The organism is Acidisoma silvae, assembly GCF_020618775.1.
Classification (GTDB): Bacteria; Pseudomonadota; Alphaproteobacteria; order Acetobacterales; family Acetobacteraceae; genus Acidisoma; species Acidisoma silvae.
Window position 1 is genome coordinate 301927 of sequence record NZ_JAESVB010000001.1, and the last position, 25889, is coordinate 327815.

A 25889-nucleotide genomic window follows, 5' to 3' on the forward strand; every position below is an offset into this window, starting at 1 on the left:
GAAGCCTCAGCCGGACCGTCTTTACGGCCGGCAGCGCGGACACGCCCTGCGCCCGCGGCAGGTCTGGCTCATGGAGCAGGTCCTGCCGCGTTTGGGTGTGCCGGAGGCGGCTTTCGCTGCCCCGGAACGCGCTTTTACGAATAATCCCGAAGAAATCTGGTTCGAGGTCGGTTTCGGCGGCGGCGAGCATGCGCGCGCCTTGGCTGAGGCCAATCCGCAGACTGGGCTGATCGCCTGCGAAGTCTTCGAGAATGGTATCTGCTCGATGCTCTCGGCCCTGGTGCCGGATGACGGGACAGAGGCTGTGCCGGACCTTCCCGCCAATCTGCGGATCTGGGCTGAGGATGCGCGGCATTTGCTGACTCAGTTGCCGGATGGCGTGCTGTCCCGCCTCTACCTGATGTTTCCTGACCCTTGGCCGAAGGCGCGTCATGCCAAGCGGCGCTTCGTGCATCCGGCCAATATCGCGGTCGCGGCGCGGGTGATCCGGCCCGGTGGTATCTGGCGCATCGCGACGGACGATCCGACCTACCAGAATTGGACGACCGAGGTGATGGCGGCGCAGGATCAGTTCGAGGTCGCGGCGCCAGCGCTGGAGCGGCCGGACGGCTGGCCGCCGACGCGCTATGAGGCCAAGGCGCTCAGAGAGGGCCGGCAGCCGATGTATTGGACGCTGACGCGTAAAGCGACAGTCTGAGTCGCAGCGGCTTTTCCAGGCCGTGATGCAGAATCAGCGCCACCAGCAGCGGCAGCGCGATGGCCGGTCCTGCAAAGGACCAAGTGAAGCGATGCCAGTCGCCTTCGGCGCGGGGCGCCAGCCATAGCATCAGCAAACGCTGCATCGGCGCGTGGCTGAGATAGAGCGGGTAGGATATCCGCCCTGTCCACAGCAGCACCGGCGCGGTCAGCAACCGGTATCCAAGAGCGACCGCAGAGCGGGCGAAGGGCGGCGTCGATGCCGGACTCTGGCAGGCGAAGCACAGGAGCCAGACCAGAGGCGCCAGGGCCGCCGCCGGTTTTGTCTCAATTCCGCTCATCACGCAGGCGGCGACCAGTGTGACGGCCATGAGGATGCGGGCCGATGCGGCGGTGGGCTGGCGTTGCAGCGCAAAGCTGGCGATGCCGAGTGCGAAGAACCAGGATTCCTTTGGCAGGAAACCACGACCGCATTGCCAGGATGACGGCAGGTCGGCGCTGGCTAATCCGATCACGCCCAGCAGCAGCAGCACGATGACCCAGGCGGGCAAAGCCCAGGGATCGGTAGCCCGTTCTCCCAGCGCTGCCATCGCCAGCGCCTCCAGGGCATAGAATTGCCACTCCGTGCTGAGGCTCCACGCGGGGCCGAGAATCGAAAACGTCGCATCGGGCAGCAGCGCGGGGGGCAGAAGGCCTTGCAGCAGCAGAGCATGGCCAGCGAGATGCAAGGGCCAGTCTGCCGGCCAAGCGCTTTCCATCATGTCGCGCGCGGCGCTGCCGGTGGGCAGCCAAGGCATGGCCGTGAAAGGGTTGCCCAGGCTAAGCGCGACCACGGCCAGAGCCAGCGCCGCGCCATAGACCGGCAGCAACCGGCCAGCGCGCGCCAACAGAAAGCGCGTGATCGGTTGCGGCTGGGACAAGGCCCGCTCGACAGAACCGAGGATGACAAGTCCGCTGAGCATGAAGAAAAGCGCGACCGCCGCATGACCGTGGGAGAAGGCAGGGCGCAGGCCGCCCAGCCTCGGCGGCAGAGCGAGGAAAGGCAGCGTATGCCCCGCGAGGACATAAAGCGCCAGTGTGCCGCGCAGCCCGTCCAGCGCCAGCAATCGACCGGCCATGGCGTTTCCTTCACAACGTAACGATTACGTTATGAAATTCAAGCCGGCTTGGCTATAGCCTGTCAGGTTTTAGCAGAAGCAGCCTTATCTTCGTCATCGCCGGGCTTGACCTGGCGATCCATATTTAGGCGCCACAAGGTCTGGATGCCCGGCTCGGGGGCCGGGCTGGGCCGCCCGCGGCATGACTACTTTTGCGATGATTCGATCTAACTCTGACGGACCCTAGATGTGCGATGCGGTCAGTGAGTGCCGTAAAACGGCGTCAGGCTGGCATGGCCGAGCGCGTGGCGGCGCAGGAAGATCGCAACCGTCTGGGCGGGCGTGCCGTTTTTGAAGGTCAGATGCCCGGCATTCAGCGCCCAAACCGTGATCAGATAATGATGCGGGATTTTGCCCTTGCGGGGGCAAGGGCCGCTATAGCCCACCGTATCGAATCCATTGCGCGATTGCGCGGCACCCGCCGGCAGCAGGGTCGCATCCGCCGCTGCATTCGCCGGCAGCGATGTCGTCGTCGGCGGCAGATTGAACATCATCCACAGCCAGACGACGCCGACTTTGGCGTCCAGATCGGCCATGCTGATGGCATAGCTCGCGGTGCCCTCCGGCGCGTGCGACCAGGCGAGAGCGGGCGAGCGATTGCCGCCATGACAATCGTCGCGCAGGCCGACATTTTCATCTGGCATCACGGAGCCGGAGTGGATCGTCGGGCTCGTCAGGGCAAAATGTTCAGTCGCCGCCTGGCTTTGCGGGGCGAGAACGACAGCCAGGGCCAAGGTAATGGTGCAAAGCAGCAATGATTTCGCCGCATGGCGGCTTCGCGGGAGGCGGTGGCCCAGAATGCGCAAAGTCATTGGCAGGGTCCTGCGTTGCGGGCTATCCTTCACGCAACAATAACTCCGGCGCAAAGTTGGGGATAACATCCAAGAAACTGAAAGGGTGGCCTTGTGGCCGCCTTTTTTATTGTTTGTGGGCAGCCGTTTAGCGGCGGCAGCCCAGGCTTGGCAAGAGCCGTGCAGGGCGCGTTGAGCCTGGGTCTGCCCTGCAGAACCCGCTTCTGGCTTGCACCGCCGAACCATGCCCCCTATATCGCTATTCTTCCCTTTACCGCTGGTTTGGACGGGGGTGGCCCAAAAGGCCGCCTGTTTTGCTGTGACCGATGTCGTGATGACCCCTGATAACACGCCGCACCACACGGGCTTTGATGCGCGTCTGGCGGATATTATCCTGCCCCGCCTTGCGGCGATGGGCTTTGAACTGGTCCGCGTCCGCATGCTGGGTCGCGAGCGTCCCACCGTTCAGATCATGGCTGACCGCGCCGATGGTGCGCTGATCACGGTCGAAGACTGCGAGACGATCAGTCACCAGATCGGCGCCGTGCTGGACGTTGAAGATATTGTGCCCGGCGCTTGGACTTTAGAGGTAAGCTCCGCTGGCATCGACCGGCCGCTGACGCGGGCGCGCGACTGGAATCGCTTTTCCGGCCACGCCGCGAAGGTGGAAATGTCGGTGCCGACCCTGGATGGGCGCCGTCGCTTTTCCGGTGTCGTTCTGGGTGCGACGGAAGGGCAGGCACGGCTTCGTCTTGAAGACGGCAGCGAAGTGATTTTTCCGCTGATCGATATCAAGACCGCCAGGCTGGTTCTGACCGACGCGCTGATCGAAGCGACCGCCAAGTCCGCTGCGCCCGATTTGCACTGACGATCTGCCCTGATTGCTTTTACCGACCGATCCGGCGCCGATGTCGCCAGGCCGGATATAGCTTTAGACGTTTCTGAGAGGCCCCGCCCATGGATACCGCGATAGCCCGTCCTGAGCTTCTATTGGTTGCCGACGCCGTCGCGCGTGAAAAATCCATCGACCGCGACGAAGTTCTGGAAGCCATGGAACAGGCGATCCAGAAGGCCGGCCGCGCGAAATACGGGCACGAGAAGGACATTCGCGCCACCATCGACCGCAAGACCGGCGATGTGCGCCTCTCGCGCTGGACGGAAGTGGTCGAGACGGCCGAGAACGAAGACACCCAGATTCCGCTGCATATCGCGCTGAAGTTCAAGCCCGAGATCAGCCTCGGCGAATTCATCATCGACCCGCTGCCGCCGATCGATTTCGGCCGTATCGCGGCCCAGACGGCGAAGCAGGTCATCGTGCAGCGCGTGCGCGAATATGAGCGCCGCCGCCAGTTCTCGGAATTCAAGGACCGCGTCGGCGAAATCGTCAACGGCGTCGTCAAGCGCACCGAATACGGCAACCTCATGGTCGATCTCGGCCGCGCCGAGGCGCTGCTGCGCCGCGACGAGCTGATTGCGCGTGAAAGCTTCCGCAACGGCGACCGCGTCCGGGCCTTCATCTATGATGTGCGTGAAGAGCCGCGCGGCCCGCAGATCTTCCTCAGCCGCACCCATCCCGGCTTCCTGGCCAAGCTCTTCGCGCAGGAGGTGCCGGAAATCTATGACGGCATCATCGAAATCAAGGCCGTTGCCCGTGACCCGGGCAGCCGCGCCAAGATGGCGGTGATCAGCCGTGACGCCTCGATCGATCCGGTCGGCGCCTGCGTCGGCATGCGCGGCAGCCGCGTTCAGGCCGTGGTGCAGGAACTGCAGGGCGAGAAGATCGACATTATTCCGTGGAGCCCGCAGGCCGCGACCTTCGTCGTGAATGCGCTGGCGCCGGCCGAAGTCACCAAGGTGGTGATGGAAGAGGAAACCGGGCGCGTTGAAGTTGTGGTGCCCGATACCCAGCTCTCGCTGGCCATCGGCCGCCGTGGCCAGAATGTGCGTCTCGCCAGCCAGCTGACGCGTTGGGATATCGACATCCTGACCGAAGCCGAGGAAAGCGAGCGCCGCCAGGAAGAATTCCGCCGCCGCTCGGGCCTCTTCGTCGAGGCGCTGGACGTCGACGACGTTATCGCTGGCCTGCTGGTGACCGAAGGCTTCACCACGCTGGAAGAACTTGCCTATACGCCGATCGAGGAAATCGCCTCCATCGAAGGGTTCGACGAGAATGTCGGTGGCGAACTTATTCGCCGTGCCGAGGAATTCATCACCCGCCGTGACCGCGAGCTGGAAGACAAGCGCGTGGCGCTGGGTGTGACCGACGATGTCGCGTCCTTCGAAATCTTCAGCGCGCAGACCCTGGTCGCGCTCGGTGAGAAGGGCGTGAAGACGCTCGACGATCTTGCCGATCTCGCGTCTGACGAACTGATGGAAATCGTCGGCACCGGCCTTGATGAGGAAACGGCGAACGAAATCATCATGCAGGCGCGGGCGCATTGGTTTCCGGAGGACGGCAGCTCTGAGCCCGACGCAGAATGAGTATCTTGATCGTCTGACGACGCCTGCCGGCGAATGTCCGCGGGAGTCGATGGGTGCCGAAATGTCGGTGCCTGTCGATGACGTGGAAGACGATGATGCGGACATGATGGAGGAGCGTGGGCCCCTCCGTCGCTGCATCGTGACGCGGGAACGCCAATCCCCGGCCGTGATGATCCGATTCGTTTTGGGCCCCGACCGCACGATTGTCCCTGACCTCTCGGCAAAGCTGCCCGGACGGGGAATGTGGTTGAGCGCGCGCCGAGATGTGTTAGATACCGCTCTCGCTCGAAAAGCTTTCGCACGTGCTGCACGTGCGGAGGTGCTGGTGCCGGTCGAATTGCCGTCCATCATCGAGGCAGCGCTCAAGCGAAGAGTGATTGAGGTTTTAGGCATGACCCGGCGCGCTGGTCAGGCCGTGAGTGGATTTACCAAAGCGCGAGAGTGGCTGGTCGCGGATCGCGCGGCGGTTGTCGTTCAGGCTTCTGACGGCAGCGCCGACGAAAGGGCCAGATTATTGAATGGACGCGTGGTTCCCGTCGTCACTCCCTTGCCGGCTGCGGCATTGGGGCAGATTTTCGGGCGAGACCACGCCGTGCATATAGCGGTATCAGCTGGGCGGCTGGCGACGATGCTGCTGACTGAGAGTGAGCGCCTGGCCGGTATGAGCCGCACCAGGGCCGATGCTGATCAACCGGGCGGATGACATTGAGCGATACGAAAGACCAAGACGGCAAGGCTAGATTGTCCCTGCGACCTGCGGGTCGTTTGGAACTGGGGCGGACCGTGGACGCGGGTTCCGTGCGCCAGAGCTTCAGCCACGGCCGTTCCAAGGTAGTACAGGTCGAAGTGCGGAAAAAGAGGGCGCCTGGCGCTCCGCCGCCGGCCTCTCCTTCTCCCGGTCCGGCAGCCTCCGGCGGCGGTGGCCGTCCTCAGGGCGGTGGCCGGCAGGGTTCGAGTGGGACAGGGCGTGCCCTGACCGCGAGCGAACTCGCGATCCGCCAGCGCGTGCTGGAAGATCAGAAGCGCGACGCCGCGAAGCGAGAGGCGGAAGCCCGCGAACGCGAAAAAATCATGATCCTCTCGGCTGCCGAAGAAGCGCGCCGCCGTGAGGAAGAAGCCCGCAAGGCGGCCGAGGAAGAGGCCCGTCTTGAGAAGGAAGAGGCAGGCCGCAAGGCAGCCGAAGAGGCGGACCGTCGGGTTGCCGAGCAGATCGAACGCAAGCCGGCGGACGATCAGCCGGCGCGTCGTCCGGTTGCGGCCGGCGGCGCCCAGCAGGCATCGCCGTCTCCCGCCCGTCAGGTTCCGAATCCGACAGGCGGCGCACCTGCCGCTCGTGCGCCGGCTCAACCGCCGCGCGCTCCGGCCGAGACTCTGCGTCTGAAGCCCGCCGGCCGTGCCGGTGAGGAGGATGAAGAATCCCGCCCGGTTCGCCGTCCCGGTGGCAGCGTGCTGCCGGCCCGCAAGCCGCCCGTCGTCGCCCCCAAGAAGGGCACGGATGATCGCCGCCGTACCGGCAAGATCAACGTTCAGGCTGCAATCGAAGGTGATGACGAGCGCGTGCGCAGCATCGCCTCGGTCCGCCGCCAGCGTGACCGCGAGCGCCGTCAGGCCGAGCTGGAGCGTCTGCGTGCCGATCAGGTGAAGGTCGTGCGCGACGTCGTGCTGCCGGAAATGATCACCGTTCAGGAACTGGCGAGCCGTATGGCCGCCCGGGCCGGCGATGTGGTCAAGGCGCTCATGAAAATGGGTGTCATGGCGACGATCACCCAGTCGATCGATGCCGATACCGCTGAACTGATCGTTCAGGAATTCGGCCATCGCGTGAAGCGCGTGTCCGAGAGCGATGTCGAAATCGGTCTCGAAGGCGAGGTCGATGACGAAGAAGATCTGATGGTGCGGCCGCCGGTCGTGACCATCATGGGCCATGTCGATCACGGCAAGACCAGCCTTCTCGATGCGCTCCGGCATACGGATGTCGCGGCGGGCGAGGCGGGTGGCATCACTCAGCATATCGGCGCCTATCAGATCACGACGGCGCGTGGCCAGAAGATCACCTTCATCGATACGCCGGGCCATGCGGCCTTCACGGCCATGCGTTCTCGCGGCGCGAGCGTCACCGATATCGTGGTGCTGGTGGTGGCGGCCGATGACGGCGTCATGCCGCAGACGATCGAGGCGATCAGCCATGCCAAGGCTGCCAATGTGCCGATGATCGTGGCCATCAATAAGATGGATAAGCCGGGTGCCAACCCCGATCGCGTGCGCAACGAGCTGTTGCAGCATGAGATCGTGGTCGAAAGCCTGGGCGGCGACACGCAGGAGATTCACGTCTCCGCGCTGAAGCGCACCGGTCTCGAGGCGCTTGAGGATGCCATTCTGGTCCAGGCTGAAGTTCTCGACCTAAAGGCCAATCCGACGCGTGACGCCGAAGGCGTGGTCATCGAAAGCCGACTCGATCGCGGCCGTGGCCCGGTTGCGACGGTTCTGGTGCAGAAAGGCACGCTGTGGACGGGCGATATTCTCGTCGCCGGTGCCGAATACGGCCGTGTCCGCGCGCTGATCGACTGGAACGGCCAGAACGTGAAGACGGCCGGTCCTTCCGTGCCGGTGGAAGTTCTGGGTCTTTCGGCGGTCCCGGCCGCTGGCGAGACCTTTACCGTCGTCGACGACGAACCGCGTGCCCGTGAAGTCGCCGAATTCCGCCAGCGCAAGCTGCGCGACAAGGCGGCTGCCGGTGCCATGGCGGGTCGCGGCACGCTCGATCAGATGCTCGCTCGCATTCAGGCTGGCGTGCAGAAGGAAGTGGGCGTCGTCATCAAGGCCGATGTGCAGGGTAGCTCCGAAGCCCTTCAGGCGACGGTGCTCAAGCTCGCCAATGAGGAAGTGAAGGTGCGCGTGCTGCTGGCCGGTGTCGGCCAGATCTCGGAAAGCGACATCCAGCTCGCCAAGGCGTCCAGCGCTGTCATCGTGGCCTTCAATGTCCGTGCGACCAGCCAGGCGCGCGAACTGGCCCAGCGCGAAGGCGTCGATATCCGCTACTACAGCATCATCTATGATGTGGCGGACGACGTCGAAAAGCTGGTTCGTGGCCGGATGGCACCGAAGGTGCGCGAAAACTTCCTGGGCTATGCCGAGATCCGCAAGGTTTTCGACATCACCAAGTCGGGCAAGGTCGCAGGCTGTATGGTCACCGAAGGTGTGGTCCGTCGTGGCGCCGGCGTTCGCCTGCTGCGCGACAATGTGGTCATCCACGAGGGCGAGCTGTCCCAGCTCAAGCGCTTCAAGGACGATGTGAAGGAAGTGGCCCGCAGCTATGAATGCGGTCTGTCCTTCGCGGGCTTCCAGGACCTGCGCGAAGGCGACATGGTGGAATGCTATGAGCGGGAACTGGTGCCGGCGTGAAGGCAGCATCCCGTTCCTCGGCTGCTCCGTCTCAACGGCAGCTTCGCGTTGCTGAAGAAGTCCGCCATCTTCTGGCGGACATCTTCGCCCGCGATACCATTCGGGATCATGAGCTGACCGGCATCGTCATTACCGTGACGGAAGTCCGTATCAGCCCCGATCTGCGCAAGGCGACCGCCTATGTCACCCGCCTGGGGCGCAGCGACGTCGATAAGCTGCTGCCCGCGCTTAAGCGGGTAGCGCCCTTCCTGCGCGGCCAGCTGGCCAAGTCTCTGCGTCTTCGCGTGGCGCCAGAGATTTCCTTCATGGCCGATACCTCGATCGACTATGCGATGGAGGTGAATACCCTGCTGCATCGGCCGGAAGTGGTGCGGGACTTGGACCGTGAGGCCGATACAGCCGGCTAAACCGTCCTTCTATTCCTATCGAAATCTGCCGAAAGGCCGCCCGTGCAATCCGCCGGGCGGCCTTTTCGTTTTGTCCCGCGCGCGGACGCCCGCGACGGGCCAAGCGCCACCTGTTCTGGAGACGATGCGGGCTTGCGAACGCCCTCTGCTCGGCGCCTGGAGGCATCTGGGCGCCGTCATGCCTGGAGTCCTGATGGCGCAAGCCTGGGCCGGCTATGCGCCGTCAGCGCCGATTCCGGTCAATGCGATCAGACAATAAGGGGCTTGGGCAAAGAGATTTGTATTGGCATCGTACTCTGCCCAGGCATCGTCATTTTGGTAGACAGATCAATAATCTGATTAATTAAAAACAACGACGCCATTATTGCTGATGATGGAAATGAGATTTTGATAGCGAAAATATGCGAGGGAAGCCTCAAGCTTCTTCGATCGTGATATGGGCTAGAGCGCCGCGAGCGTTCCGCCATCAACATAGAGTACCTGCCCCGTGATATAGGCGGCGGCATCGGAACAGAGAAAGACCGCGGTCCCCATCAAATCCTCCATGCGACCGAAGCGGCCGAGCGGAATTTTGCCGCGCATGCGTTCTTGCCAGTTGGCGTCGGCGTAAAAGGGCGCAGTCATCGCCGTCTGGAAATACCCGGGTCCGATACCGTTGACGCGGATACCCATTGGTCCCCATTCTGCCGCGAGAGCGCGAGTCATGCCTTGCAGGCCGCTTTTGGATGCACCGTATGGAACCGCCCCCGGAATGCCGACTTCCGAGGTGAGAGAACAAAGATTGAGAATACTGCCACCGTGCGTTTCACCATTTTCAGTGATCATCCGGCGGGCGGCCGCCTGGGCGCAAAAGAAACTGCCCCTGAGATTGGTCTGCAAAATCCTATCCCAAAGTATTAGATCTACATCCAGGGATTCGCGAACTTCCTCGATTCCGGCGTTGTTGACGAGAATGTTAAGTCGCGGAGACAGTTTTTCGAAACAGGTTTTGATGCTTTCGTTGTCGCATACATCCAGGGTGACGGATTGCGACCGGCCGCCGACCGCGGCGATCAGGGATTCCGTCTCATCAAGCTTGCTCCTGTCACGCGCAGCGACAATGACATCGGCGCCAGCCTGGGCAAGGGCTATGGCAATCGCCTGGCCGATGCCGCGTGCCGCGCCTGTCACCAGGGCCGTTTGGTTATCAAGTGAGAAGCTGGGGCATTTCATGGCAGCTTGCCTCGGTTGTTTGAGCAGGGACGTGGAAACGCAACGCGGTTAAAAAGCGCTAAGGCGGAAAACTTGCCGTGCTTTCATGTCTAGGATTAGGCATTAATGCGATATGGGCGAGTGGACAGAATCTGAGGGATAAGCGCAGCCCCAGGGTTGCATTGTTCGGTTTAATAGTGAGGTTGGTTTGACATCGGAACCGGTTAATTTCCACGATATCTCCGATCGCGATTCTATACCGGCGGAGCTTTTGGCACGCACGGAAGCCGATCTGACGCGCTTTCTTGATGGCGCCGCGCATATTATCGAAGCTGTGCGCACCGAGGGTGACGCCGCGCTGCGCCGTTTTGCGCGGGAATTCGACAAAGTTGAGGGAGACCTCGCATCTCTGCGCGCGACGGATGCGGATATTGAGGATGCCTTCAACAAAGTTCCGCAGCCCGTCGTTCGTGCAATCGAAGTTGCGATTGATGCCGTCAGGCGATTCCATGAAGCGCAGCGCCCCGAGGAAATGTGGCTGAAGGAAATGCATCCCGGCGCCTGGGCGGGGGATCGATTTCTGCCGATCGAATCGGTTGCCTGCTATGTGCCGCGCGGCAAAGGCTCTTTTCCGAGCGTGACGGTTATGACCGCAGTACCTGCTGTGGTCGCCGGCGTTGCGCGCCCGATCATCATCACGCCGCCCGGTCCCGATGGAGAGGTGGACGCCGGAACGCTGGTCGCGGCCAAGCTCGCCGGCATCCGGGAGATCTATAAGTGCGGCGGCGCGCAGGGGGTGGCGGCGGTCGCCTTCGGCACGGAGACGGTGCCGCGCTGTAACAAGATCGTGGGTCCGGGCAGTCCTTGGGTTGTGGCCGCAAAGCGGTTGCTCTCGACGCGGATCGATCCCGGCGTTCCGGCTGGGCCGAGCGAGTCCATCATTCTGACGGATGACAGCGTCAGCGGTGCCTTGGCAGCCCTTGATCTGATCATTGAATCCGAACACGGCCCCGATTCCTCAGCCTGGTTGGTGACGTCCAGCGCGCGCGTCGCACAGGAAGCGATTGCGGCCCTGCCCGGTCATTGGGCGGATATGGAGCCGGGGCGCGTTGCTTTCTCCCGCGCGGTGCTGACCGGTCCACGTGGCGGCGTCGTCCTGACGCGCGATCTGGACCAGGCGATTGATTTCGTTAACGCCTATGCGCCCGAGCACCTGGAGATTCTGACAGAACAACCAATGTCTATTCTCGGACGTATCAGAAACGCGGGCGAGGTACTCTTGGGTTCTTATACGCCGGTTACCCTTGGAAATTATCTCCTGGGGCCAAATGCGGTGTTGCCGACGGGTGGGGCGGCGCGCACGGCGTCGCCACTTTCGGTCTTCGACTATATGAAACGATCTTCTGTTGGTTATGTAACGAAATCCGGCTATGATGTACTCGCTCAACACGCAAAGGCTTTGGCCGAGTATGAAGGCTTCTCGGGACACGCACTTGCTGTGTCAGCTAAGCGCAAAGATCTACTGTCTTAGATTAGGTCTAACGGATGAGATGGCTTTCGCCCTAGCGGCAGGTTGGGAGTCATGCGGTTTAATATCTCTCGGACGGTTTTCCGGGAGAGCAGTGCAAAATGAGGGGGAATAGCTCATGGTTGATCGCCAAACGACTAAAACGAAGCGGGCGGAAACGTCTCGCACGACAGAATCGACTGCTGCGGCCAAGGCTTCTGCGGGGCCGGTGATCGCGGCTGACCGTTATGTGCCGGGTCTGGTGCGTGCAGTTGCCAACAAGCTTGAGGGCGGCGCATCGCGCTTCTATCGAAAGCACTACACCATTGGGCTATCGGAATGGCATATTCTGGTGGCGCTCGCTGCGGATCCTTGGATCACGTCGCCGATTCTCTGCAAGAATGCGGGCCTTGATAAGGCAGCGGTCAGCCGCAGCCTCGCGCGCATGGAAGAGCAGGGCCTTGTCCTGTCGCGCGACACCAGCGGCCGCTCGCGGGCGACCGCGCTGACGGCGAAGGGGCGCCGCTTGCATGACCGCATCGCCCAGGCGGCGATAGCGCGCGAGGAACAGCTGCTGGCGGAGTTTTCGCCCAAGCAGGTGGATATGCTGATCAGCCTGCTGACGTCGTTGTCCAAGGCTGCCGCAGGGCTGACGGACGCGGCACCGAAAGGCACGCGCCGTACGAAGGCTGCCGCCAGCGAGTAATCGCTTCGGCAGACTAAGGTCTACTCAACCTGCCAGCCTTTAAAGAACCAGCCTTCAAAGAAAACGCCCGGCCTGTTTGGCCGGGCGTTTGTTGTGGTGGGCGATGGTTCGGCCGTTTGGGCTGTCAGGCGTGACCGGCCGTGGGCGACAGCAGCAGGGGATCGATATGCAGCTTGCCCATGGCGCGCCGCCAGCGGGATGCATTATCGGCGTCGAAGATCAGGCCCTCATCGGCCGCGACCGATAGCCAGGCATTGTCGCCGAGTTCAGCCTCCAGCTGACCAGGGCCCCAGCCGGCATAGCCGAGCGCCAGCAGTCCCTGTCGCGGACCGTCGCCCTCGGCGATGGCCTTCAGCACGTCAAGGCTTGTGGTCAGCCCATAGCCGCCGTCGACGGCCAGGCTGTTCTCCGCCATCCAGTCGGCGGTATGCAGCACGAAGCCGCGGACATTCTCGACCGGACCACCAGCACAGAGCCGAATTTCGCGCGCCGGGGGATTGGGCTGAATATCCAACTGCTTCATCAAACCGCTGAAATTCGGCTTTTCGACCGAGCGGTTGAGGATCAGGCCCATGGCCCCGTCCTCGCCATGCGCACAGACAAGGATGACCGTTTGATTGAAATTTGGGTCGGCCAGGCTCGGCATGGCGATCAAAATCTGGCCAGCCAGACGGTCGGCTGCCCGATGCGCCAGATCAGCGGGGACTTGGCTGTTATCGGCCAGGCCGGTGGCGGGCCCGGTCGCGGCTTTCGATGGGGGGCGTCTGCTCATGCAGCAGTATTTGGCCTTTCGGCCCGCCTACGCAAGCGGGCGGGGCAATTGCCGCGCAGGTGACAGGCCAGCCTGCCAGGACTAGAGCTGTCGTCTCCTCTTCCATAAAGGACGCCACGCATGATCAAAGTCGGTGACACCATCCCGGACGTCACGGTCACGGCTGCCACGGCCGGCGGCCCCGAGCAGACCACGACCAATGCGATTTTCGCTGGCAAGACGGTTGTGCTCTTCGCGGTGCCGGGCGCCTTCACGCCGACCTGCAGCGCGCGCCATCTGCCGGGCTTCGTCGAAAATGCCCAGGCCTTCTTCGACAAGGGCGTCGACACCATCGCCTGCATCGCCGTGAACGATGCCTTCGTGATGGGGGCCTGGGGCAAGGACCAGGGCGTCGAAGGCAAGGTTGTCATGCTGGCCGACGGCTCGGGCGACTTCGCGAAGGCCGTGGGCCTGGAGCTGGATCTGGTCGCACGCGGCATGGGCGTGCGCTCGCAGCGCTATGCGCTGATCGCCAAGAACGGGGTTGTGACCCATCTTGGCGTCGAAGAAGGCGGTGCCTTCGAGGCGAGCAAGGCCGAGACGGTCCTGGCGGCGCTCTGAGCGGCAGAAAGGTAAGGCCAGGGCAGCCGCCCTGGCCGAGACCTTACATGCCCAGCGCGCGGCGATAGACGTCCAGCAGGGTCTCCTGCTCCTCGACCTCGGCCGGCTCCTGCTTGCGGATGCGGATCAGCTGGCGCAGCACGGCCACATCGAAGCCGGCGGACTTCGCCTCGGCGTAGATGTCCTTGATATCGCTGGCGAGAGCCTTGCGTTCCTCTTCCAGCCGCTCGATCCGCTCGATGATGCTGCGCAGGCGGTCGGCCGCGATATTGCCCTGGGAAGCGGCGTCGGTGGTTTCAGTGGCATCGAACGCCATGGGCGAACTCCTTGGAATGCAGATAGTCTAATCCGGGCGGGCGACGTAACCCGTCGAGCGGCCCGGGGTCAATCAGGGTAACGGATCACGATTGTCTGGCATCCGCCATGCGGGCGGCGGCCATTATGCCATAACGGCGGCGCGGCGGCAGGCCGGGCTTGACTGGTCATCGTTAATCCGATCAAAGCGCTTGCTCGCGTTTGAACATGTCACGCGGACGGTTTCTTGAGCTCGGCGGCGGCGAAGGCAGCCTTCTGCGCATCCGTGGCCGGCGTCTGATACTTCTCCTGCCATTCCTTATAAGGCATGCCGTAGATATGCTCGCGCGCGGTGGCATCCGTCAGCGGCAGGCCGCGCGCCTCCGCCGCTTCCCGATACCAGCGCGACAGGCAATTGCGGCAAAAGCCGGCAAGCGTCATCAGGTCGATATTCTGCACATCCGTGCGGGTCTGAAGATGCTCGATCAGGCTGCGGAAGGCGGCGGCCTCCAGCGAAATACGGGTATTGTCGTCCACAGCCTCGCCTCCTGACAAAACGGTCACATGCCGCCGGGGTAATTGGGGCCGCCGGCGCCTTCCGGCACGGCCCAGTCGATATTCTGCGTCGGATCCTTGATGTCGCAGGTTTTGCAATGCACGCAGTTTTGCGCATTGATTTGCAGATGCGGCCGGCCTTCGGCGATGCCGACGGCTTCATAGACCCCGGCCGGGCAGTAGCGGCTTTCCGGGCTCTGATACTTCTCCCAATTCTCGGTCAGCCATTTCGAGGCATCGCGCAGGCGCAGATGCACCGGCTGGTCTTCCTCGTGGTTGGTATTGCTCATGAAGACCGAGGACAGGCGGTCGAAGGTCAGCACACCATCCGGCTTGGGATAGGCGATACGGCGATCTTCGGAGGCCGGTTGCAGCACTTCGTTGTCGCTATGGGTGTGATGCAGGGTCCAGGGCGCCTTGCCACGGAACAGCATGGTATCGACGGCGGAATAGAGGAAGCCACCGAAATTGCCGAACTTCGCAAAGGACGGGCGGATATTGCGCACGGCGGACAGTTCCGTATGCAGCCAGCTCGCTTTCAGCTTGTCGGTGAAGGTTGCGGGTTCGGCCTTGGACGCCGCCCGCGCTTCCGCCACCGCTTCCGCCGCCATCATGCCGGATTTCATGGCGGCATGGGTGCCCTTGATCTTGGGCACATTGAGGAAGCCGGCGGCGTCGCCCAGCAGCGCGCCGCCGGGGAAGGTGAGGCGCGGAATCGACTGCAATCCGCCTTCGCTGAGCGCGCGCGCGCCATAGGCGATGCGGCGCCCACCCTCGAAATGCTTCGCCACATGCGGATGCGCCTTCAGGCGCTGCATTTCCTCGAAAGGGGAGATCCAGGTGTTTTTGTAGTCCAACCCGATGACGAAGCCGTAAGAGACGAGATTGTCGCCCAGATGGTACAGCCAGGAGCCGCCATAGGTCTCGTTATCCATCGGCCAGCCGAAGGTATGTTCAATCAACCCCTTCTGATGCTTGGCATTCGGGATTTCCCAGAGCTCCTTGATGCCGAGGCCGTAGGTCTGCGGGTCGACACCGTCGCGCAGGCTGAAGCGGGCCATGAGCTGCTTCGTCAGGCTGCCGCGGCATCCTTCCGCGAAGAGCGTGTAGGGCGCGCGCAATTCCATGCCGGGCTGATGATTGGGACCGGCGTCGCCGGTTTTGCCGATGCCCATGTCGCCGGTCGCGATGCCGACGATGCGGCCGTTCTCTTCCAGAATCTCGGCCGCTGCGAAGCCGGGATAGATTTCGACGCCCAGCGCTTCCGCCTGCGCGCCAAGCCAGCGCACGACGTCGCCGAGAGAGACGATGTAATTGCCATGGTTATGCATCTGCGGCGGCGTCGGCAGACGGAAGGCCTTCGTCTCGGTCAGGAAGTAAAAGCGGTCGTCCTTCGCTTCCGTCTGCAATGGGCTGTCCAGCTCGCGCCAGTTCGGCAGCAGTTCTTCCAGGGCGCGCGGCTCAATGACCGCGCCCGACAGGATATGGGCGCCGACCTCACTGCCTTTTTCCACGACGCAGACCGAGGCATCGGGTTCCAGCTGCTTCAGGCGGATGGCCGCCGCAAGCCCTGCCGGCCCAGCGCCGACGATCACCGTGTCGAATTCCATCGATTCGCGCTGCATAGCCTGTCCGACCCCGTCCAATCCGCCGTAATTTACCCTGAATGCAGAGAGTGATGCCCTCTCACCCTCATGCTGCGCAAGCGGGGCCGTCATGACTTGATCAGGTTAGTCGGCCAGCCGGTCAGGAAACGTCGTAGCCGAGCTGCGCCATGGCGGGCGCCAGAATAGGCAGGACCGGCTCCAGATGGCGGCGATACTGCCGCCAGCGGCCGACCGAGCGGTCATAGAGCGGCTCCGTCACCTGGGCATAGCTCGCCGTGCGGGCGTAGCGGCGGTTGCTGTGGAAGGTGAGGCAGGCAGGGTCGAAATCCACCCCGATGACGTCAAACAGGCCGCGCAGGCTTTCCTCCTGCCGCAGGACGATGTCCTCGTAGCGAATGGCGCGGTAGCGGATGCCCGGCATCTCCGCGCGATAATGCGCGACGAGGTCGAAGATGCGGGCGTAGTGCAGGGCCGCCGTTTCCAAAGCCGTCGCACAGCAAAAGCCATGGGTGAAATGATTCGAGAAGGCTGAAACCATGATGTCCAACGGGTGGCGGATGACATGGATCAGCGGCGAGGCCGGAAACATCAGCGCGATCAGGCCGAGATGGGTTTCGTTCAGCGGCATCTTGTCGGTGAAATAATGGGTGCCGGGCGCCTGGCCGATGCCCATCTGCCGGCTGCGCTGTAGATAGACGTCGCGCAGCAGGTCCAGCCCCTCGCGTTGATCGCCCATCCAGAGTTCGGATAGCGCTTCGGGATAGGCCAGCGGGCTGCCCAGCAGCCGGGGCAATGTCTCCGTCAGGTCATGGATCAGCGGCAATTCGTCACCGGCGGCGATCATGGGATGGGCCGACAGGCTCTGTTCCACCAGCGTCGTGCCGGACCGAGGGAAGCCGAGAATGAAGATCGGCTGCGCTTCGCCCGCGCGCAGGCCGGCCCTGGGCAGAAGGCTGAGGCGGGAGGCCGTGAAAAATCCCAGCAGACGCGCGATCATCCCCGCCGCCGCCGCGTCCTGATAGGTCTGGCCGGATAGCGTCATGGCCCGCTGCTTGCCCGGCCGCGAAAGCGGCCCAGGCATCCTCAAAGCGACCAAGCTTGTCGAGTAGCCTGCCTTTTTCGAGCAGTTCGGCGGGACCGAGGCCCGCGCCTTCGGCCAGACGGTCGATCAGGGCAATCGCCTCCTCCCGCTGGCCCGTGCGGCCCAGAAGCACGGCGCGCGCCAGCCGGACCTGCGGATCGTTCGGATAGGCAATATCGCTGACGTCCAGCACGGCTCGCGCCGCGTCAAACTGCCGATCCGCCTCTTCCAGCCGCGCGAAACCCAGCAGCGTCTGCCGCACGGTCGGCGCCATGCCCAGAGAGTCGCGATACAGCCTGCGCGCTTCCTCCATCCGGCCCTGCGCCTTCAAGTTCCAGGCGAGATTGGCGAGCAGGATGGGGTCGCGCGCGGCCGACAGCGCCAGCACGCGACGGTAGTGATATTCCCCGATTTGCGGGCGATTGTCTTCCGTCAGGATCATGCCCATCAGGTTATGGGCGGCGGGGCTTTCCGGCGCGATGCGGATGGCGTTGCGCGCCTGGGCTTCCGCCTCGGCCAGTTTGCCACGCCCGAGCAGACTGGTTCCGAGCGAGAGCGTGGCAGCCAGATGGTTGGGGGTCAGCCGCAGCACGCGCTGCCACAGCATCTCGGCTGCCGGTGCTTGTTGCTGGGCCAGCCGCAGGGCCGCCAGATGCAGCAAAGCGGGCAGATGGTCGGGGCCGAGGTCCAGCGCATCCAGCAGCAGCGCCTCGCCCTCGGCGCTTTGTCCTGCCGCGATCAGGCGCGCTGCCTCGTCGGTCAGGGGCTGCAAACGGGCAAGGGCGCGCGGGCCAGTGCGGTCGACGGGGCGCCAGCCGCAGCAGCGCTGCCATCTCAGCCCGCTGCCACAGCTACAGTCTCCGTCCACGACAGCCTCATGATATTTCAATTCGAATTAGAAATAATAACTATTCGTCTGGCTGTCGATGCTTTCCCTTCAGTCACCGCCAAACGCGCCCTAAGCTCGCAAAAGCAGCAACGAGAAGGACGGCAGCGGATGAGCGCAATGCAGATACTGGCCCTGCGGTCAGGGGATCGGGACGCCTGGATGCCGCTCTGGCGCGGCTATCAAACCTTCTATGAGGTGGACCTGCCGGAGGTCGTGACCGATACGCTATGGTCCAGAATGCTGAACGCGCGGGAGCCTGTTTTCGGCGCTCTCGCCTGGAACGGTGAAACGGCGGTCGGACTCGTCCATTTCCTGTATCACCGCAATACCTGGACGGTCGGTGACGTCTGCTATCTTAACGATCTGTTCGCCCTGCCGGAGATGCGCGGAAAGGGTATTGGTCGTGCATTGATAAATCATTGCTGCACTGCGGCAAAAGATGCGGGTTGTGAAAGCGTCTATTGGCATACGCATGAAACCAATAGCACGGCTCAGGCGCTCTACAATAAAGTCGCGCGTCGTTCAGGCTTCATCCAATATGCGCGCAGTTTTGACTGAGGCTTGTCTTTGACCGAACCGGCCATGCCTTTTGCCCTGGACAAAGACGGCGTGCGGTTGGCTGTCCGCCTGGTGCCGCGCGCCAGCCGCAACGGAATCGACGGCATCGTGCAAGGGACAGATGGCAGGCCGGTACTGCAAATACGGCTTTTGGCGCCGCCCGTGGAGGGCGCCGCGAACAAGGCTCTGATCGCTTATCTGGCGGAGATGCTGCACCTGCGAAAAGGCAGCATTTCCATCAGGTCCGGTGAGACCGCTCGATTTAAAATATTATTCATAGAAGGGGATGGCCCTGCGATTATCGCAAAGCTCGAGCATTGGGTTGCTTGCGCAGGGGGTTGATTCGCGCCCCCCTCTCATGGCTGATGGCGCCCGACGCCGAGAATTTGGGATCGCTCCCGACTTTTGGGCGGATTTTATTAGTCAGGGGCCGTTGCCCCGCATCATCAAGCTGGGACGCCCGGAATGTCGCTCTCTCGTACGCCGATCGCTTCACAGCGGCTGCGCCGCCACCGCCGCACGAAGATCATCGCGACCCTCGGGCCGGCAAGCTCGACCACCGAAATCATCACACGCCTGTTCCAGACCGGCGCCGATGTCTTCCGGCTGAATTTCAGCCATGGCAGCCATGAAGATCACGCGGCGCGTATCGCGTCCATCCGCGAGATCGAGAAGCGCTTCGATCGTCCCATCGGCATCCTGGCCGATGTCCAGGGACCGAAGCTGCGCGTTGGCCGTTTTGCCGGCGGCAAGGTGCATTTGCAGACCGGCCAGGCCTTCCGTCTCGACCTCAACCCGACGCCGGGCGACGCCCGCCGGGTCAATCTGCCGCATCCCGAAATCATCGCGGCCGCCGCCATCAACAGCCATCTGCTGCTGGATGACGGGAAGCTGCGCCTGCGCGTGACGCATAAGCGCGACGATCATCTGGAAACCGAAGTCATCTTCGGTGGCCCGCTGTCCGACCGTAAGGGCGTGAACGTCCCCGACGTCATCCTACCGATCCCGGCGCTGACCGAAAAGGATCGCATCGACCTCGACTTCGCCTTGAAAGCCGGCGTCGACTATATCGGACTGTCCTTCGTGCAACGCCCGGAAGACGTGATCGAGGCGAAGGAAATCGCCGCCGGTCGCGCCTGGATCATGGTCAAGATCGAAAAGCCGCAGGCGCTGGACAATCTGGATGAGATCATCCGCCTGTCCGATGCCGTTATGGTCGCCCGTGGCGATCTCGGCGTCGAACTGCCGCCCGAGGAAGTGCCGCTGGCTCAGAAGCGCATCGTCCGCACCGCCCGCCAGATGGGCAAGCCGGTCGTGGTCGCCACCCAGATGCTGGAAAGCATGATCACCGCCCCGGCGCCGACCCGCGCCGAAGCCTCCGACGTCGCGACCGCCGTGTTCGACGGCGCGGACGCCGTGATGCTTTCGGCTGAAACCGCCGCCGGGCAGTATCCCTTCGAGGCGGTCAATATCATGGACCGTATCGTCGCCCGCGTGGAGCAGGATGCCGGTTGGCGCCAGATCACGGACGCCGCCCGGCCGGAGCCGGAAGGGTCCGCGTCGGACGCTATCGCCTCGGCTGCCCGTCAGGTGGCCCATACGATCAAGGCGCCGGCCATCGCAGCCTTCACCGATACCGGCATGACGGCGCTGCGCGTGGCCCGCGAGCGTCCCGATTGCCCGATCCTGGGCCTGACGCCGCGTGATGAGACGGCGCGCCGCTTGGCCGTCGTTTGGGGCGTGCATGCGGTTGTCGGCCAGGAAATCGATTCCTTCACCGAAGCGACCGATCAGGCGCGCGAGGAAGCCCGGAAGGAAAACATGGCGCAGCCGGGCGAGAAGATCATCGTCGTCGCCGGCGTGCCCTTCCGTCAGTCCGGCGGCACCAATATGGTTCACGTGGCGAAAGTTTAATCCGTCTCTCTAAAGGAGGTTCCGATGACCCAGCTTGCAGCCGTTCTTGTGACAGGTGGCAGCCGGGGCATCGGCGCCGCCATATGCCGGCAACTCGCGGCGCAGGGCTATCCGGTCGCGGTGAATTACACCAGCCGGGCGGATGCGGCTGAGGCCGTGGTTTCCGACATCAAAGCAGCGGGCGGGCAGGCCGTCGCGGTCGGTGGCGATGTCGCGGACCCGGCCGCGGTGGCTGCGATGTTCACGGCTGCCGAAGCGGCGCTCGGCCCCATTGGCGGCCTGGTCAACAATGCCGGGCTGATCGGTACCGCGGCGCGCGTCGAAAAGCAGACGCCCGCCGATTTGGAACGGCTTTTTGCCGTCAATGTTTTCGGCACCATCTATTGCGCGCAGGAAGCCGTGCGCCGCATGTCGACCGCGCAAGGCGGGCAGGGCGGCTCCATCGTCAATGTCTCCTCCGTCGCCGCCCGTCTCGGCGGGTTAAACGGCGTCGTGCCCTATGCCGCGACCAAGGGCGCGGTCGAGAGTTTCAGCAAAGGCTTGTCGAACGAGGTGGCGCGCGAGGGTATCCGCGTGAATGTCGTGGCCCCGGGCATGACGGCGACCGACATGACCACCCCCGAAATGCGCGAACAGGCGCAGCGCAGCGGCATTCCCATGGGCCGCGTCGGTGAGGCCGAGGAAATCGCCCAGGCCGTGCTGTGGCTGATTTCTCCGGCTTCGTCCTATGTTACCGGCACGGTTGTCACGGTCTCCGGCGGCCGCTGACCGCCGGAGACCGCGTCGTCAGTAACCCTTCGAAAAATCGACCGGCGTCAGCAGCGGCGCGCCGGTTTCGAAAGCCGCGAGATTGGCGAAGAAGATATCCAGCGAGCGCGGGATATAGCTGACGGCATCATCGACCGAGACATGCGGCGTCATGATCATGTTGCGCGTGGTCCAGACGCGGTCATCCGCCTTGACGGGTTCCGGATCGAAAACATCCAGCACGGCACCGGCCAGAGTGCCGTCGTCGAGTGCGTCGCAAAGCGCCTCCTGGTCGATCAGCGGGCCACGGCCGATATTGATGACGAAAGACCCTTTCGGCAGCAGCGCGATGCGCTCCTTGTTCAAAATCTTGCGCGTCGCGGGCGTCAGCGGCGCGGAGATGATAAGGAAATCCGTCTCCGGCAGTACCGCGTCGAGCTGATCGGTCGGCAGAACGCGGTCGCAGGCCGGATGCGGTTCGGGCCGCGTGCGTAGACCTGTCACCGTCATTCCGAAATGCTTGGCCTGTTCGGCGGCAGCACCGCCCATGGCGCCGAGGCCGAGGATGGTCGCGCGACGGCCGCGCAGACCTTGCGTGAAGCGCTGGCCCCAGACCTTGTTCTGCTGATCGGCGATCATCGCCGGCATCTCGGCGGCCAGCATCAGCAGCGCCATGGCGACGAATTCGCCAGCCTTCTCGGCGTGCGTGCCACGGTTATTTAGATAAGGGACGGGCGGCATTCTGTCCGCCGGCATATGGTCCACGCCCGCCGCCACCGCGAAGATGAATTTCAGCTTCGGCGCGCGGTCCGGCTGCAATTCGGGCAGCAGATGCTTGATGGTGCCGGGACCAGAAATCAGGATCTCAACATCGGGACCGACGGCGGTGAATTCGCCGTCCGTCTCACCGAAACTGACCTGATAGCCGGTGGGCGATCTGCCGGCCCGGATCAGGGCCTCCCCCCATTGTTCGGGTGAGACGTTGAAGACTTCGGGTTGCTTCGGATTGTTCTGGATATGAATGCGCATGCACCAAGACTGGCGTCTGGCATGCCTGCTGGCAAGTCACGCGGATGCGGCAGGGGAGAGGTCCAGGCGCAGGACCAGCGCATCCGCGCCATTGGCGTAATAGCGCTTGCGGCGGCCGACCTCGGTGAATCCGGCGGCGGCATAAAGGGCCTGGGCCGCGCGATTGCCCTGATCGACTTCCAGGAAAATGGAGGCAGCGCCGATCTCGCGGGCCTTGGCGATGCCCTTTTGCAGCAATCCTTGGCCCAGACCGCGCCGGCGCAGATTGGGCAGGACGCCGATGGTCAGGATGTCGGCCTCGTCTGCCGTCACGCGCAGCATCAGCAATCCGCCGCGCTGGTCGAGCAGGCCGACGACGCCGTGCATTTCGAGCTGGGTCTGGAAGGCGGCCGCACCCCAGGGCTCGTTCGGGAAGGCCGCCGCATGGATGGCAGCCAGCACGGCAGCATAGGCCGGTCCGACGCTCTGGATCGGGGCGGCAAGACCGCTCACGCTTCGGCGCTCCAGCCTTGCGGCGGCGGCCGCAGCCCGCCGCGCGGCAAAAGGGCGCGTGGCGGGTCGATGTAAAGCGGCACGGCGGCCAGTGGCGGCAATTGTCCGGCCAGCCGCTTCATCGCGGCCGGCGCGACGTCGCTTGCATGGCTTTCAGCGGCGCTGCTCACTTCGGCTTTGACCCCGGCATCCGCCAGGACCGCGCCAAGCGCGGTCGCGGCGTCACCCGTCAGCAGGACCGATCCGGCCGGCATAGGTGGATCGGACAATTGGGTGACGGACCAGGCCGCCGGGTCACCGCCCTGATGCAAAAACAGCCGGCCTTGGCGCGCGTCGAGTGCGCACCAAAGCGGCATGGCCGCGTCATGGACGCCAGCGGCTTCACGGAGCGCTTCGGCGACGGTCACAGCGATGACCGGCAGGCCAAGCCCCAGGGCCAAGCCTTGCGCGAAGGCGATGCTAGCGCGCAGGCCGGTGAAACTGCCGGGTCCGACATTGACCGCGATTGCTGTAAGATCGACGGCGGCTATGCCTGCTTCCGCCAGAAGATCCGCCACCATGCGCGGCAGATAGGCGGCTTCTCCGGTCGGTCCCTGGCGCTCGACAGTCGCCCGTACCTGACCGCCTGTCGCGCCGGCTGTGCTTTCCCACAGGACCGTGGAACAGAGGCTGGCGGCGGCGTCGATCGCCAGGATGAGAAAGCCGGGGGTGGTCAAAGCGGAACGTCCTGTAACTGTTACACAAAGCCACACGGCTGCGGCTTGCCAAGGTCAATCCGCATCTATAGCCGCCTTTGCATGCGCAAGACTCTCATTCTCGCACTGATCTTTGGGATAGTGGCGGCTTTGGCCTTGCCACCTGTCTACCTCCTTCCGGCGCTATGGGTCAGCCTGCCCGGGCTCATTTGGCTGATCGGGCGGGCCAAAAGCTGGAGACAGGCCGGTGTAATCGGCCTCGCCTTCGGTTTTGGCTTGAATGTCGTGGGCCTTTACTGGATCACCGAGCCGATCCTGATCGAGGCGGCGCAATTCTGGTGGCTGGTGCCTTTCGCCGTGCCGGGGCTGGCGCTGGCGGTCGGCGTCTTTACTGCCGTGCCGGCCGCGCTGTGCTGGTTCGCGCCGCCCGGCCTGCCCCGGCTGCTGGTTCTGGCTGGCACCTGGACGATTGCCGATCTCGCGCTGCAATTCGTCTTCACCGGGTTTCCCTGGAATTTTTGGGGCACCGATGTCGCCATACCCGGCCTGATCGGCACGGTGCTGATCCAGCCCGCCGCCTGGATCGGCGTGCTGGGCCTGACGCTGTGCATCGTCTTCGTCGCATCCCTGCCGTCGCTGGGCCTGCGCGGTTTCGCGGCGTCTATCGCCCTGATGGTCGCCTGGGCAGTGGTCGGTGGCCTGCGCCTGTCGCGCGCCAGACCGGCAACGCCTGCCGCCATCGTCGGCGTGATCCAGGGGGACGGCACGGCCGAATTCGCGTCCGACCGGACGGCAGCCATAGCCTTGTTCCGCCGCTACCTGCGGCTCAGCGCCGATGCCGTCGCCAAGGCAAGGGCGACTAATCCGCATAATCTGCCCATCGTGCTGCTTTGGCCGGAAACAGCCTCGCCCTTCATGTTGCAGACCGATGTTGGCGCGCGTCAGGCGATCGCCGACACAGTCGGACCGGATGTGACGGTCATTGCGGGGATGCTCCGTTTCGGGGCGGATGGCCAGTCGATCTACAACAGCCTGGGCGTCGTACGTGGGCCGGGGCCGCTGCTGGCGACCTATGACAAATGGCATCTGGTGCCCTTCGGTGAATATCAGCCGGCCTGGCTGCCGATGCAGATATTGCCAGGGGAGGGTTTCAGCCGCGGGACGGGACCGACCACGCTGCATGTGCCGGGCATTCCGCCGGTTGGGCCCATCATTTGCTACGAATCGGTCTTTTCCGGACAGATCATCAAGGAAAGCGACCGGCCGGACTGGATCGCGCTCGCGACCAATGACGCCTGGTTCGGCAATAGCAGCGGCCCGCGCCAGCATCTGGCGGCCGGGCGAATGCGTGCGGTGGAGGAAGGCCTGCCCTTGGCGCGCGCCGCCAATACCGGCATTTCCGCGATTTTCGATGCCTCCGGGCGCGAGGAGATGCGTATCGGCCATGGCCGTCAGGGGGTTCTGGTGGCGCCGCTGCCGGGGCGGCTGCCGCCGACGCTTTTCGCCTATTGGGGCCTTTGGGCGCCGTCCATCCTCGGCATCTGCACCGCGCTGCTGGGCGTAGTGTTAGGCGTGCGGCGGCGGCTGTTTCGCAAAACGTAAATTTTTGCCTAACATTGGCATATTGCCCATGTTACAGCCGATTTTGTTAAGGAATCGGCCAGCCTAAACTGTTACCAAAATTGGGTAATGGAACGTTTCAGGCATTTCGGCGTCAGATGCAGGGGCGGGACAGATCAAAAATCCTTGCCTCCTTTCGTTTGCTGCCCTTTTCACACCGTCCAGAGAGACTGATGCGCCGAGATATGTTTCGACCCTTTTTCGGCTGGCCTTAAGACCTCATGGGTAAGCGTGCGGGCAGTGACGGCGAGTCAGCGCCAAGTCCGATCGACATTCATGTCGGCGCCCGCATTCGGCTGCGCCGAACCGCTCTCGGCATGTCGCAGGAAAAGCTGGGCGATGCTTTGCAGCTGACCTTCCAGCAAATCCAGAAATACGAGCGTGGCGTCAATCGCGTCGGCGCATCCCGGCTTTATGACCTGTGCCGGGTCTTCAAAGTCTCGCCGGATTATTTCTTCGACGGGCTGTCCGACTTCGAGGCGCGGCCGATGCCGCTTCCCTCTGCCGCCCCCGTCAGTCTCAGCTTTTCTCTGGCGGAAGAACCGGCTGGCCTGACGGACGGCCCCGAGCCGCTTTCCGCAGATCAGACCGAATTGCTGACGGCCTTCACCCGGATCAGCGACCCCGACGTCCGCCGCCGTGTGCTGGACCTGGTGAAGTCGCTTTCCGTCGCCTCAAGCTGAGGGCCATCAGGGGCG

General features: G+C 63.6%; 27 protein-coding genes. 15 read left to right on the top strand and 12 right to left on the bottom strand.

Annotated elements, in window-relative coordinates; genetic code table 11:
• Nucleotides 1-70: 70 nt before the first annotated feature.
• On the top strand, nucleotides 71-697 hold the full coding sequence (trmB, locus tag ASILVAE211_RS01410; RefSeq protein WP_319799523.1) for a tRNA (guanine(46)-N(7))-methyltransferase TrmB: 627 nt from the start codon (nucleotides 71-73) through the stop codon (nucleotides 695-697).
• On the opposite strand, the gene ASILVAE211_RS01415 is transcribed toward trmB, so the two are convergent.
• Entirely contained in the window at nucleotides 642-1814 is a 1173-nt protein-coding gene (locus tag ASILVAE211_RS01415; protein ID WP_227319500.1) for an acyltransferase family protein, read from the bottom strand. The two genes, trmB and ASILVAE211_RS01415, sit on opposite strands and share 56 nt — an antisense overlap.
• Nucleotides 1815-2053: 239 nt before the next feature.
• The gene (locus ASILVAE211_RS01420) at nucleotides 2054-2665 is read right to left on the bottom strand and encodes a YbhB/YbcL family Raf kinase inhibitor-like protein (RefSeq protein ID WP_227319501.1); all 612 of its coding nucleotides are present in this window, start codon (nucleotides 2663-2665) and stop codon (nucleotides 2054-2056) included.
• Between the two features lie 313 nt (nucleotides 2666-2978).
• Between ASILVAE211_RS01420 and rimP the strand changes: the two genes are divergently transcribed.
• The 5 genes from rimP to rbfA all read left to right on the top strand — a co-directional run bounded on the left by rimP (nucleotide 2979) and on the right by rbfA (nucleotide 8934).
• Complete coding sequence (rimP, locus tag ASILVAE211_RS01425; protein ID WP_227319502.1) at nucleotides 2979-3512, top strand: ribosome maturation factor RimP; 534 nt, start codon at nucleotides 2979-2981, stop codon at nucleotides 3510-3512.
• A gap of 89 nt (nucleotides 3513-3601) precedes the next feature.
• Nucleotides 3602-5125, top strand: a complete 1524-nt coding sequence (gene nusA, locus ASILVAE211_RS01430; protein WP_227319503.1) for a transcription termination factor NusA — start codon at nucleotides 3602-3604, stop codon at nucleotides 5123-5125.
• 49 nt (nucleotides 5126-5174) lie between these two features.
• The gene (locus ASILVAE211_RS01435) at nucleotides 5175-5828 is read left to right on the top strand and encodes an RNA-binding protein (RefSeq protein WP_227319504.1); all 654 of its coding nucleotides are present in this window, start codon (nucleotides 5175-5177) and stop codon (nucleotides 5826-5828) included.
• A 2-nt stretch (nucleotides 5829-5830) separates the two neighbouring features.
• On the top strand, nucleotides 5831-8527 hold the full coding sequence (infB, locus tag ASILVAE211_RS01440) for a translation initiation factor IF-2 (RefSeq protein ID WP_227319505.1): 2697 nt from the start codon (nucleotides 5831-5833) through the stop codon (nucleotides 8525-8527).
• A complete protein-coding gene (gene rbfA / locus ASILVAE211_RS01445) occupies nucleotides 8524-8934 on the top strand; it encodes a 30S ribosome-binding factor RbfA (protein ID WP_227319506.1) in 411 nt (136 codons plus the stop codon). Before infB ends, rbfA begins: the two co-directional genes overlap by 4 nt.
• A 441-nt stretch (nucleotides 8935-9375) precedes the next feature.
• Here rbfA and ASILVAE211_RS01450 read toward each other — a convergent pair whose 3' ends face one another.
• On the bottom strand, nucleotides 9376-10146 hold the full coding sequence (locus ASILVAE211_RS01450; protein ID WP_227319507.1) for an SDR family NAD(P)-dependent oxidoreductase: 771 nt from the start codon (nucleotides 10144-10146) through the stop codon (nucleotides 9376-9378).
• Between the two features lie 250 nt (nucleotides 10147-10396).
• Here ASILVAE211_RS01450 and hisD point away from each other — a divergent pair, with 250 nt between their 5' ends.
• On the top strand, nucleotides 10397-11656 hold the full coding sequence (gene hisD / locus ASILVAE211_RS01455; protein ID WP_227319508.1) for a histidinol dehydrogenase: 1260 nt from the start codon (nucleotides 10397-10399) through the stop codon (nucleotides 11654-11656).
• A gap of 115 nt (nucleotides 11657-11771) precedes the next feature.
• Nucleotides 11772-12338, top strand: a complete 567-nt coding sequence (locus tag ASILVAE211_RS01460; RefSeq protein ID WP_227319509.1) for a MarR family winged helix-turn-helix transcriptional regulator — start codon at nucleotides 11772-11774, stop codon at nucleotides 12336-12338.
• A 124-nt stretch (nucleotides 12339-12462) separates the two neighbouring features.
• Here ASILVAE211_RS01460 and ASILVAE211_RS01465 read toward each other — a convergent pair whose 3' ends face one another.
• A complete protein-coding gene (locus ASILVAE211_RS01465; RefSeq protein WP_227319510.1) occupies nucleotides 12463-13110 on the bottom strand; it encodes a YqgE/AlgH family protein in 648 nt (215 codons plus the stop codon).
• Between the two features lie 120 nt (nucleotides 13111-13230).
• On the opposite strand from ASILVAE211_RS01465, the gene ASILVAE211_RS01470 reads away from it, so the two are divergent.
• Nucleotides 13231-13710, top strand: coding sequence for a peroxiredoxin (locus ASILVAE211_RS01470; protein WP_227319511.1), 480 nt, complete (start codon nucleotides 13231-13233; stop codon nucleotides 13708-13710).
• Nucleotides 13711-13753: 43 nt separating this feature from the next.
• On the opposite strand, the gene ASILVAE211_RS01475 is transcribed toward ASILVAE211_RS01470, so the two are convergent.
• The 5 genes from ASILVAE211_RS01475 to ASILVAE211_RS01495 all read right to left on the bottom strand — a co-directional run bounded on the left by ASILVAE211_RS01475 (nucleotide 13754) and on the right by ASILVAE211_RS01495 (nucleotide 18115).
• The gene (locus ASILVAE211_RS01475; protein ID WP_227319512.1) at nucleotides 13754-14026 is read right to left on the bottom strand and encodes a DUF2312 domain-containing protein; all 273 of its coding nucleotides are present in this window, start codon (nucleotides 14024-14026) and stop codon (nucleotides 13754-13756) included.
• 209 nt (nucleotides 14027-14235) lie between these two features.
• Nucleotides 14236-14541 (bottom strand): DUF1244 domain-containing protein, encoded by a 306-nt coding sequence (locus ASILVAE211_RS01480; protein WP_227319513.1) that lies wholly within the window; start codon nucleotides 14539-14541, stop codon nucleotides 14236-14238.
• 23 nt (nucleotides 14542-14564) lie between these two features.
• On the bottom strand, nucleotides 14565-16184 hold the full coding sequence (locus ASILVAE211_RS01485) for an electron transfer flavoprotein-ubiquinone oxidoreductase (RefSeq protein WP_227319514.1): 1620 nt from the start codon (nucleotides 16182-16184) through the stop codon (nucleotides 14565-14567).
• A 121-nt stretch (nucleotides 16185-16305) separates the two neighbouring features.
• Nucleotides 16306-17037 (bottom strand): sulfotransferase family protein, encoded by a 732-nt coding sequence (locus tag ASILVAE211_RS01490; RefSeq protein ID WP_319799524.1) that lies wholly within the window; start codon nucleotides 17035-17037, stop codon nucleotides 16306-16308.
• Nucleotides 16994-18115 carry a tetratricopeptide repeat protein gene (locus ASILVAE211_RS01495; RefSeq protein WP_227319515.1) on the bottom strand — a complete coding sequence of 374 codons (1122 nt, stop codon included), beginning with the start codon at nucleotides 18113-18115 and terminating at the stop codon, nucleotides 16994-16996. The genes ASILVAE211_RS01490 and ASILVAE211_RS01495 overlap by 44 nt, the downstream gene beginning before the upstream one ends.
• A 9-nt stretch (nucleotides 18116-18124) precedes the next feature.
• On the opposite strand from ASILVAE211_RS01495, the gene ASILVAE211_RS01500 reads away from it, so the two are divergent.
• From ASILVAE211_RS01500 to ASILVAE211_RS01515, 4 genes are all read left to right on the top strand, one after another.
• A complete protein-coding gene (locus tag ASILVAE211_RS01500) occupies nucleotides 18125-18694 on the top strand; it encodes a GNAT family N-acetyltransferase (protein WP_227319516.1) in 570 nt (189 codons plus the stop codon).
• Between the two features lie 9 nt (nucleotides 18695-18703).
• Nucleotides 18704-19036 carry a DUF167 family protein gene (locus tag ASILVAE211_RS01505; RefSeq protein ID WP_227319517.1) on the top strand — a complete coding sequence of 111 codons (333 nt, stop codon included), beginning with the start codon at nucleotides 18704-18706 and terminating at the stop codon, nucleotides 19034-19036.
• Nucleotides 19037-19159: 123 nt separating this feature from the next.
• Nucleotides 19160-20608, top strand: coding sequence for a pyruvate kinase (gene pyk, locus ASILVAE211_RS01510; RefSeq protein WP_227319518.1), 1449 nt, complete (start codon nucleotides 19160-19162; stop codon nucleotides 20606-20608).
• A 24-nt stretch (nucleotides 20609-20632) separates the two neighbouring features.
• Entirely contained in the window at nucleotides 20633-21376 is a 744-nt protein-coding gene (locus tag ASILVAE211_RS01515; RefSeq protein ID WP_227319519.1) for an SDR family NAD(P)-dependent oxidoreductase, read from the top strand.
• Between the two features lie 18 nt (nucleotides 21377-21394).
• On the opposite strand, the gene ASILVAE211_RS01520 is transcribed toward ASILVAE211_RS01515, so the two are convergent.
• Genes ASILVAE211_RS01520 through tsaB form a run of 3 tightly spaced genes read right to left on the bottom strand, consistent with a single transcriptional unit; the run spans nucleotide 21395 to nucleotide 23592 of the window.
• Nucleotides 21395-22384, bottom strand: a complete 990-nt coding sequence (locus ASILVAE211_RS01520) for a D-2-hydroxyacid dehydrogenase (RefSeq protein WP_227319520.1) — start codon at nucleotides 22382-22384, stop codon at nucleotides 21395-21397.
• 36 nt (nucleotides 22385-22420) lie between these two features.
• Nucleotides 22421-22876, bottom strand: a complete 456-nt coding sequence (rimI, locus tag ASILVAE211_RS01525; protein WP_227319521.1) for a ribosomal protein S18-alanine N-acetyltransferase — start codon at nucleotides 22874-22876, stop codon at nucleotides 22421-22423.
• The gene (gene tsaB / locus ASILVAE211_RS01530; protein WP_227319522.1) at nucleotides 22873-23592 is read right to left on the bottom strand and encodes a tRNA (adenosine(37)-N6)-threonylcarbamoyltransferase complex dimerization subunit type 1 TsaB; all 720 of its coding nucleotides are present in this window, start codon (nucleotides 23590-23592) and stop codon (nucleotides 22873-22875) included. Before tsaB ends, rimI begins: the two co-directional genes overlap by 4 nt.
• Before the next feature lie 81 nt (nucleotides 23593-23673).
• Between tsaB and lnt the strand changes: the two genes are divergently transcribed.
• Nucleotides 23674-25173, top strand: a complete 1500-nt coding sequence (lnt, locus tag ASILVAE211_RS01535) for an apolipoprotein N-acyltransferase (protein ID WP_227319523.1) — start codon at nucleotides 23674-23676, stop codon at nucleotides 25171-25173.
• 239 nt (nucleotides 25174-25412) lie between these two features.
• On the top strand, nucleotides 25413-25874 hold the full coding sequence (locus ASILVAE211_RS01540; RefSeq protein WP_227319524.1) for a helix-turn-helix domain-containing protein: 462 nt from the start codon (nucleotides 25413-25415) through the stop codon (nucleotides 25872-25874).
• Nucleotides 25875-25889 lie beyond the last annotated feature (15 nt).

What these genes read in the sequence shown, in the direction of transcription:
- trmB (WP_319799523.1), top strand. Translation starts at nt 71, where the DNA reads ATGGAGCAGGTCCTGCCGCGTTTGGGTGTGCCGGAGGCGGCTTTCGCT.
- ASILVAE211_RS01415 (WP_227319500.1), bottom strand. Translation starts at nt 1,814, where the DNA reads ATGGCCGGTCGATTGCTGGCGCTGGACGGGCTGCGCGGCACACTGGCG.
- ASILVAE211_RS01420 (WP_227319501.1), bottom strand. Translation starts at nt 2,665, where the DNA reads ATGACTTTGCGCATTCTGGGCCACCGCCTCCCGCGAAGCCGCCATGCG.
- rimP (WP_227319502.1), top strand. Translation starts at nt 2,979, where the DNA reads ATGACCCCTGATAACACGCCGCACCACACGGGCTTTGATGCGCGTCTG.
- nusA (WP_227319503.1), top strand. Translation starts at nt 3,602, where the DNA reads ATGGATACCGCGATAGCCCGTCCTGAGCTTCTATTGGTTGCCGACGCC.
- ASILVAE211_RS01435 (WP_227319504.1), top strand. Translation starts at nt 5,175, where the DNA reads ATGGGTGCCGAAATGTCGGTGCCTGTCGATGACGTGGAAGACGATGAT.
- ASILVAE211_RS01450 (WP_227319507.1), bottom strand. Translation starts at nt 10,146, where the DNA reads ATGAAATGCCCCAGCTTCTCACTTGATAACCAAACGGCCCTGGTGACA.
- ASILVAE211_RS01460 (WP_227319509.1), top strand. Translation starts at nt 11,772, where the DNA reads ATGGTTGATCGCCAAACGACTAAAACGAAGCGGGCGGAAACGTCTCGC.
- ASILVAE211_RS01465 (WP_227319510.1), bottom strand. Translation starts at nt 13,110, where the DNA reads ATGAGCAGACGCCCCCCATCGAAAGCCGCGACCGGGCCCGCCACCGGC.
- ASILVAE211_RS01470 (WP_227319511.1), top strand. Translation starts at nt 13,231, where the DNA reads ATGATCAAAGTCGGTGACACCATCCCGGACGTCACGGTCACGGCTGCC.
- ASILVAE211_RS01475 (WP_227319512.1), bottom strand. Translation starts at nt 14,026, where the DNA reads ATGGCGTTCGATGCCACTGAAACCACCGACGCCGCTTCCCAGGGCAAT.
- ASILVAE211_RS01485 (WP_227319514.1), bottom strand. Translation starts at nt 16,184, where the DNA reads ATGCAGCGCGAATCGATGGAATTCGACACGGTGATCGTCGGCGCTGGG.
- ASILVAE211_RS01500 (WP_227319516.1), top strand. Translation starts at nt 18,125, where the DNA reads ATGATATTTCAATTCGAATTAGAAATAATAACTATTCGTCTGGCTGTC.
- pyk (WP_227319518.1), top strand. Translation starts at nt 19,160, where the DNA reads ATGTCGCTCTCTCGTACGCCGATCGCTTCACAGCGGCTGCGCCGCCAC.
- ASILVAE211_RS01515 (WP_227319519.1), top strand. Translation starts at nt 20,633, where the DNA reads ATGACCCAGCTTGCAGCCGTTCTTGTGACAGGTGGCAGCCGGGGCATC.
- ASILVAE211_RS01520 (WP_227319520.1), bottom strand. Translation starts at nt 22,384, where the DNA reads ATGCGCATTCATATCCAGAACAATCCGAAGCAACCCGAAGTCTTCAAC.
- lnt (WP_227319523.1), top strand. Translation starts at nt 23,674, where the DNA reads ATGCGCAAGACTCTCATTCTCGCACTGATCTTTGGGATAGTGGCGGCT.
- ASILVAE211_RS01540 (WP_227319524.1), top strand. Translation starts at nt 25,413, where the DNA reads ATGGGTAAGCGTGCGGGCAGTGACGGCGAGTCAGCGCCAAGTCCGATC.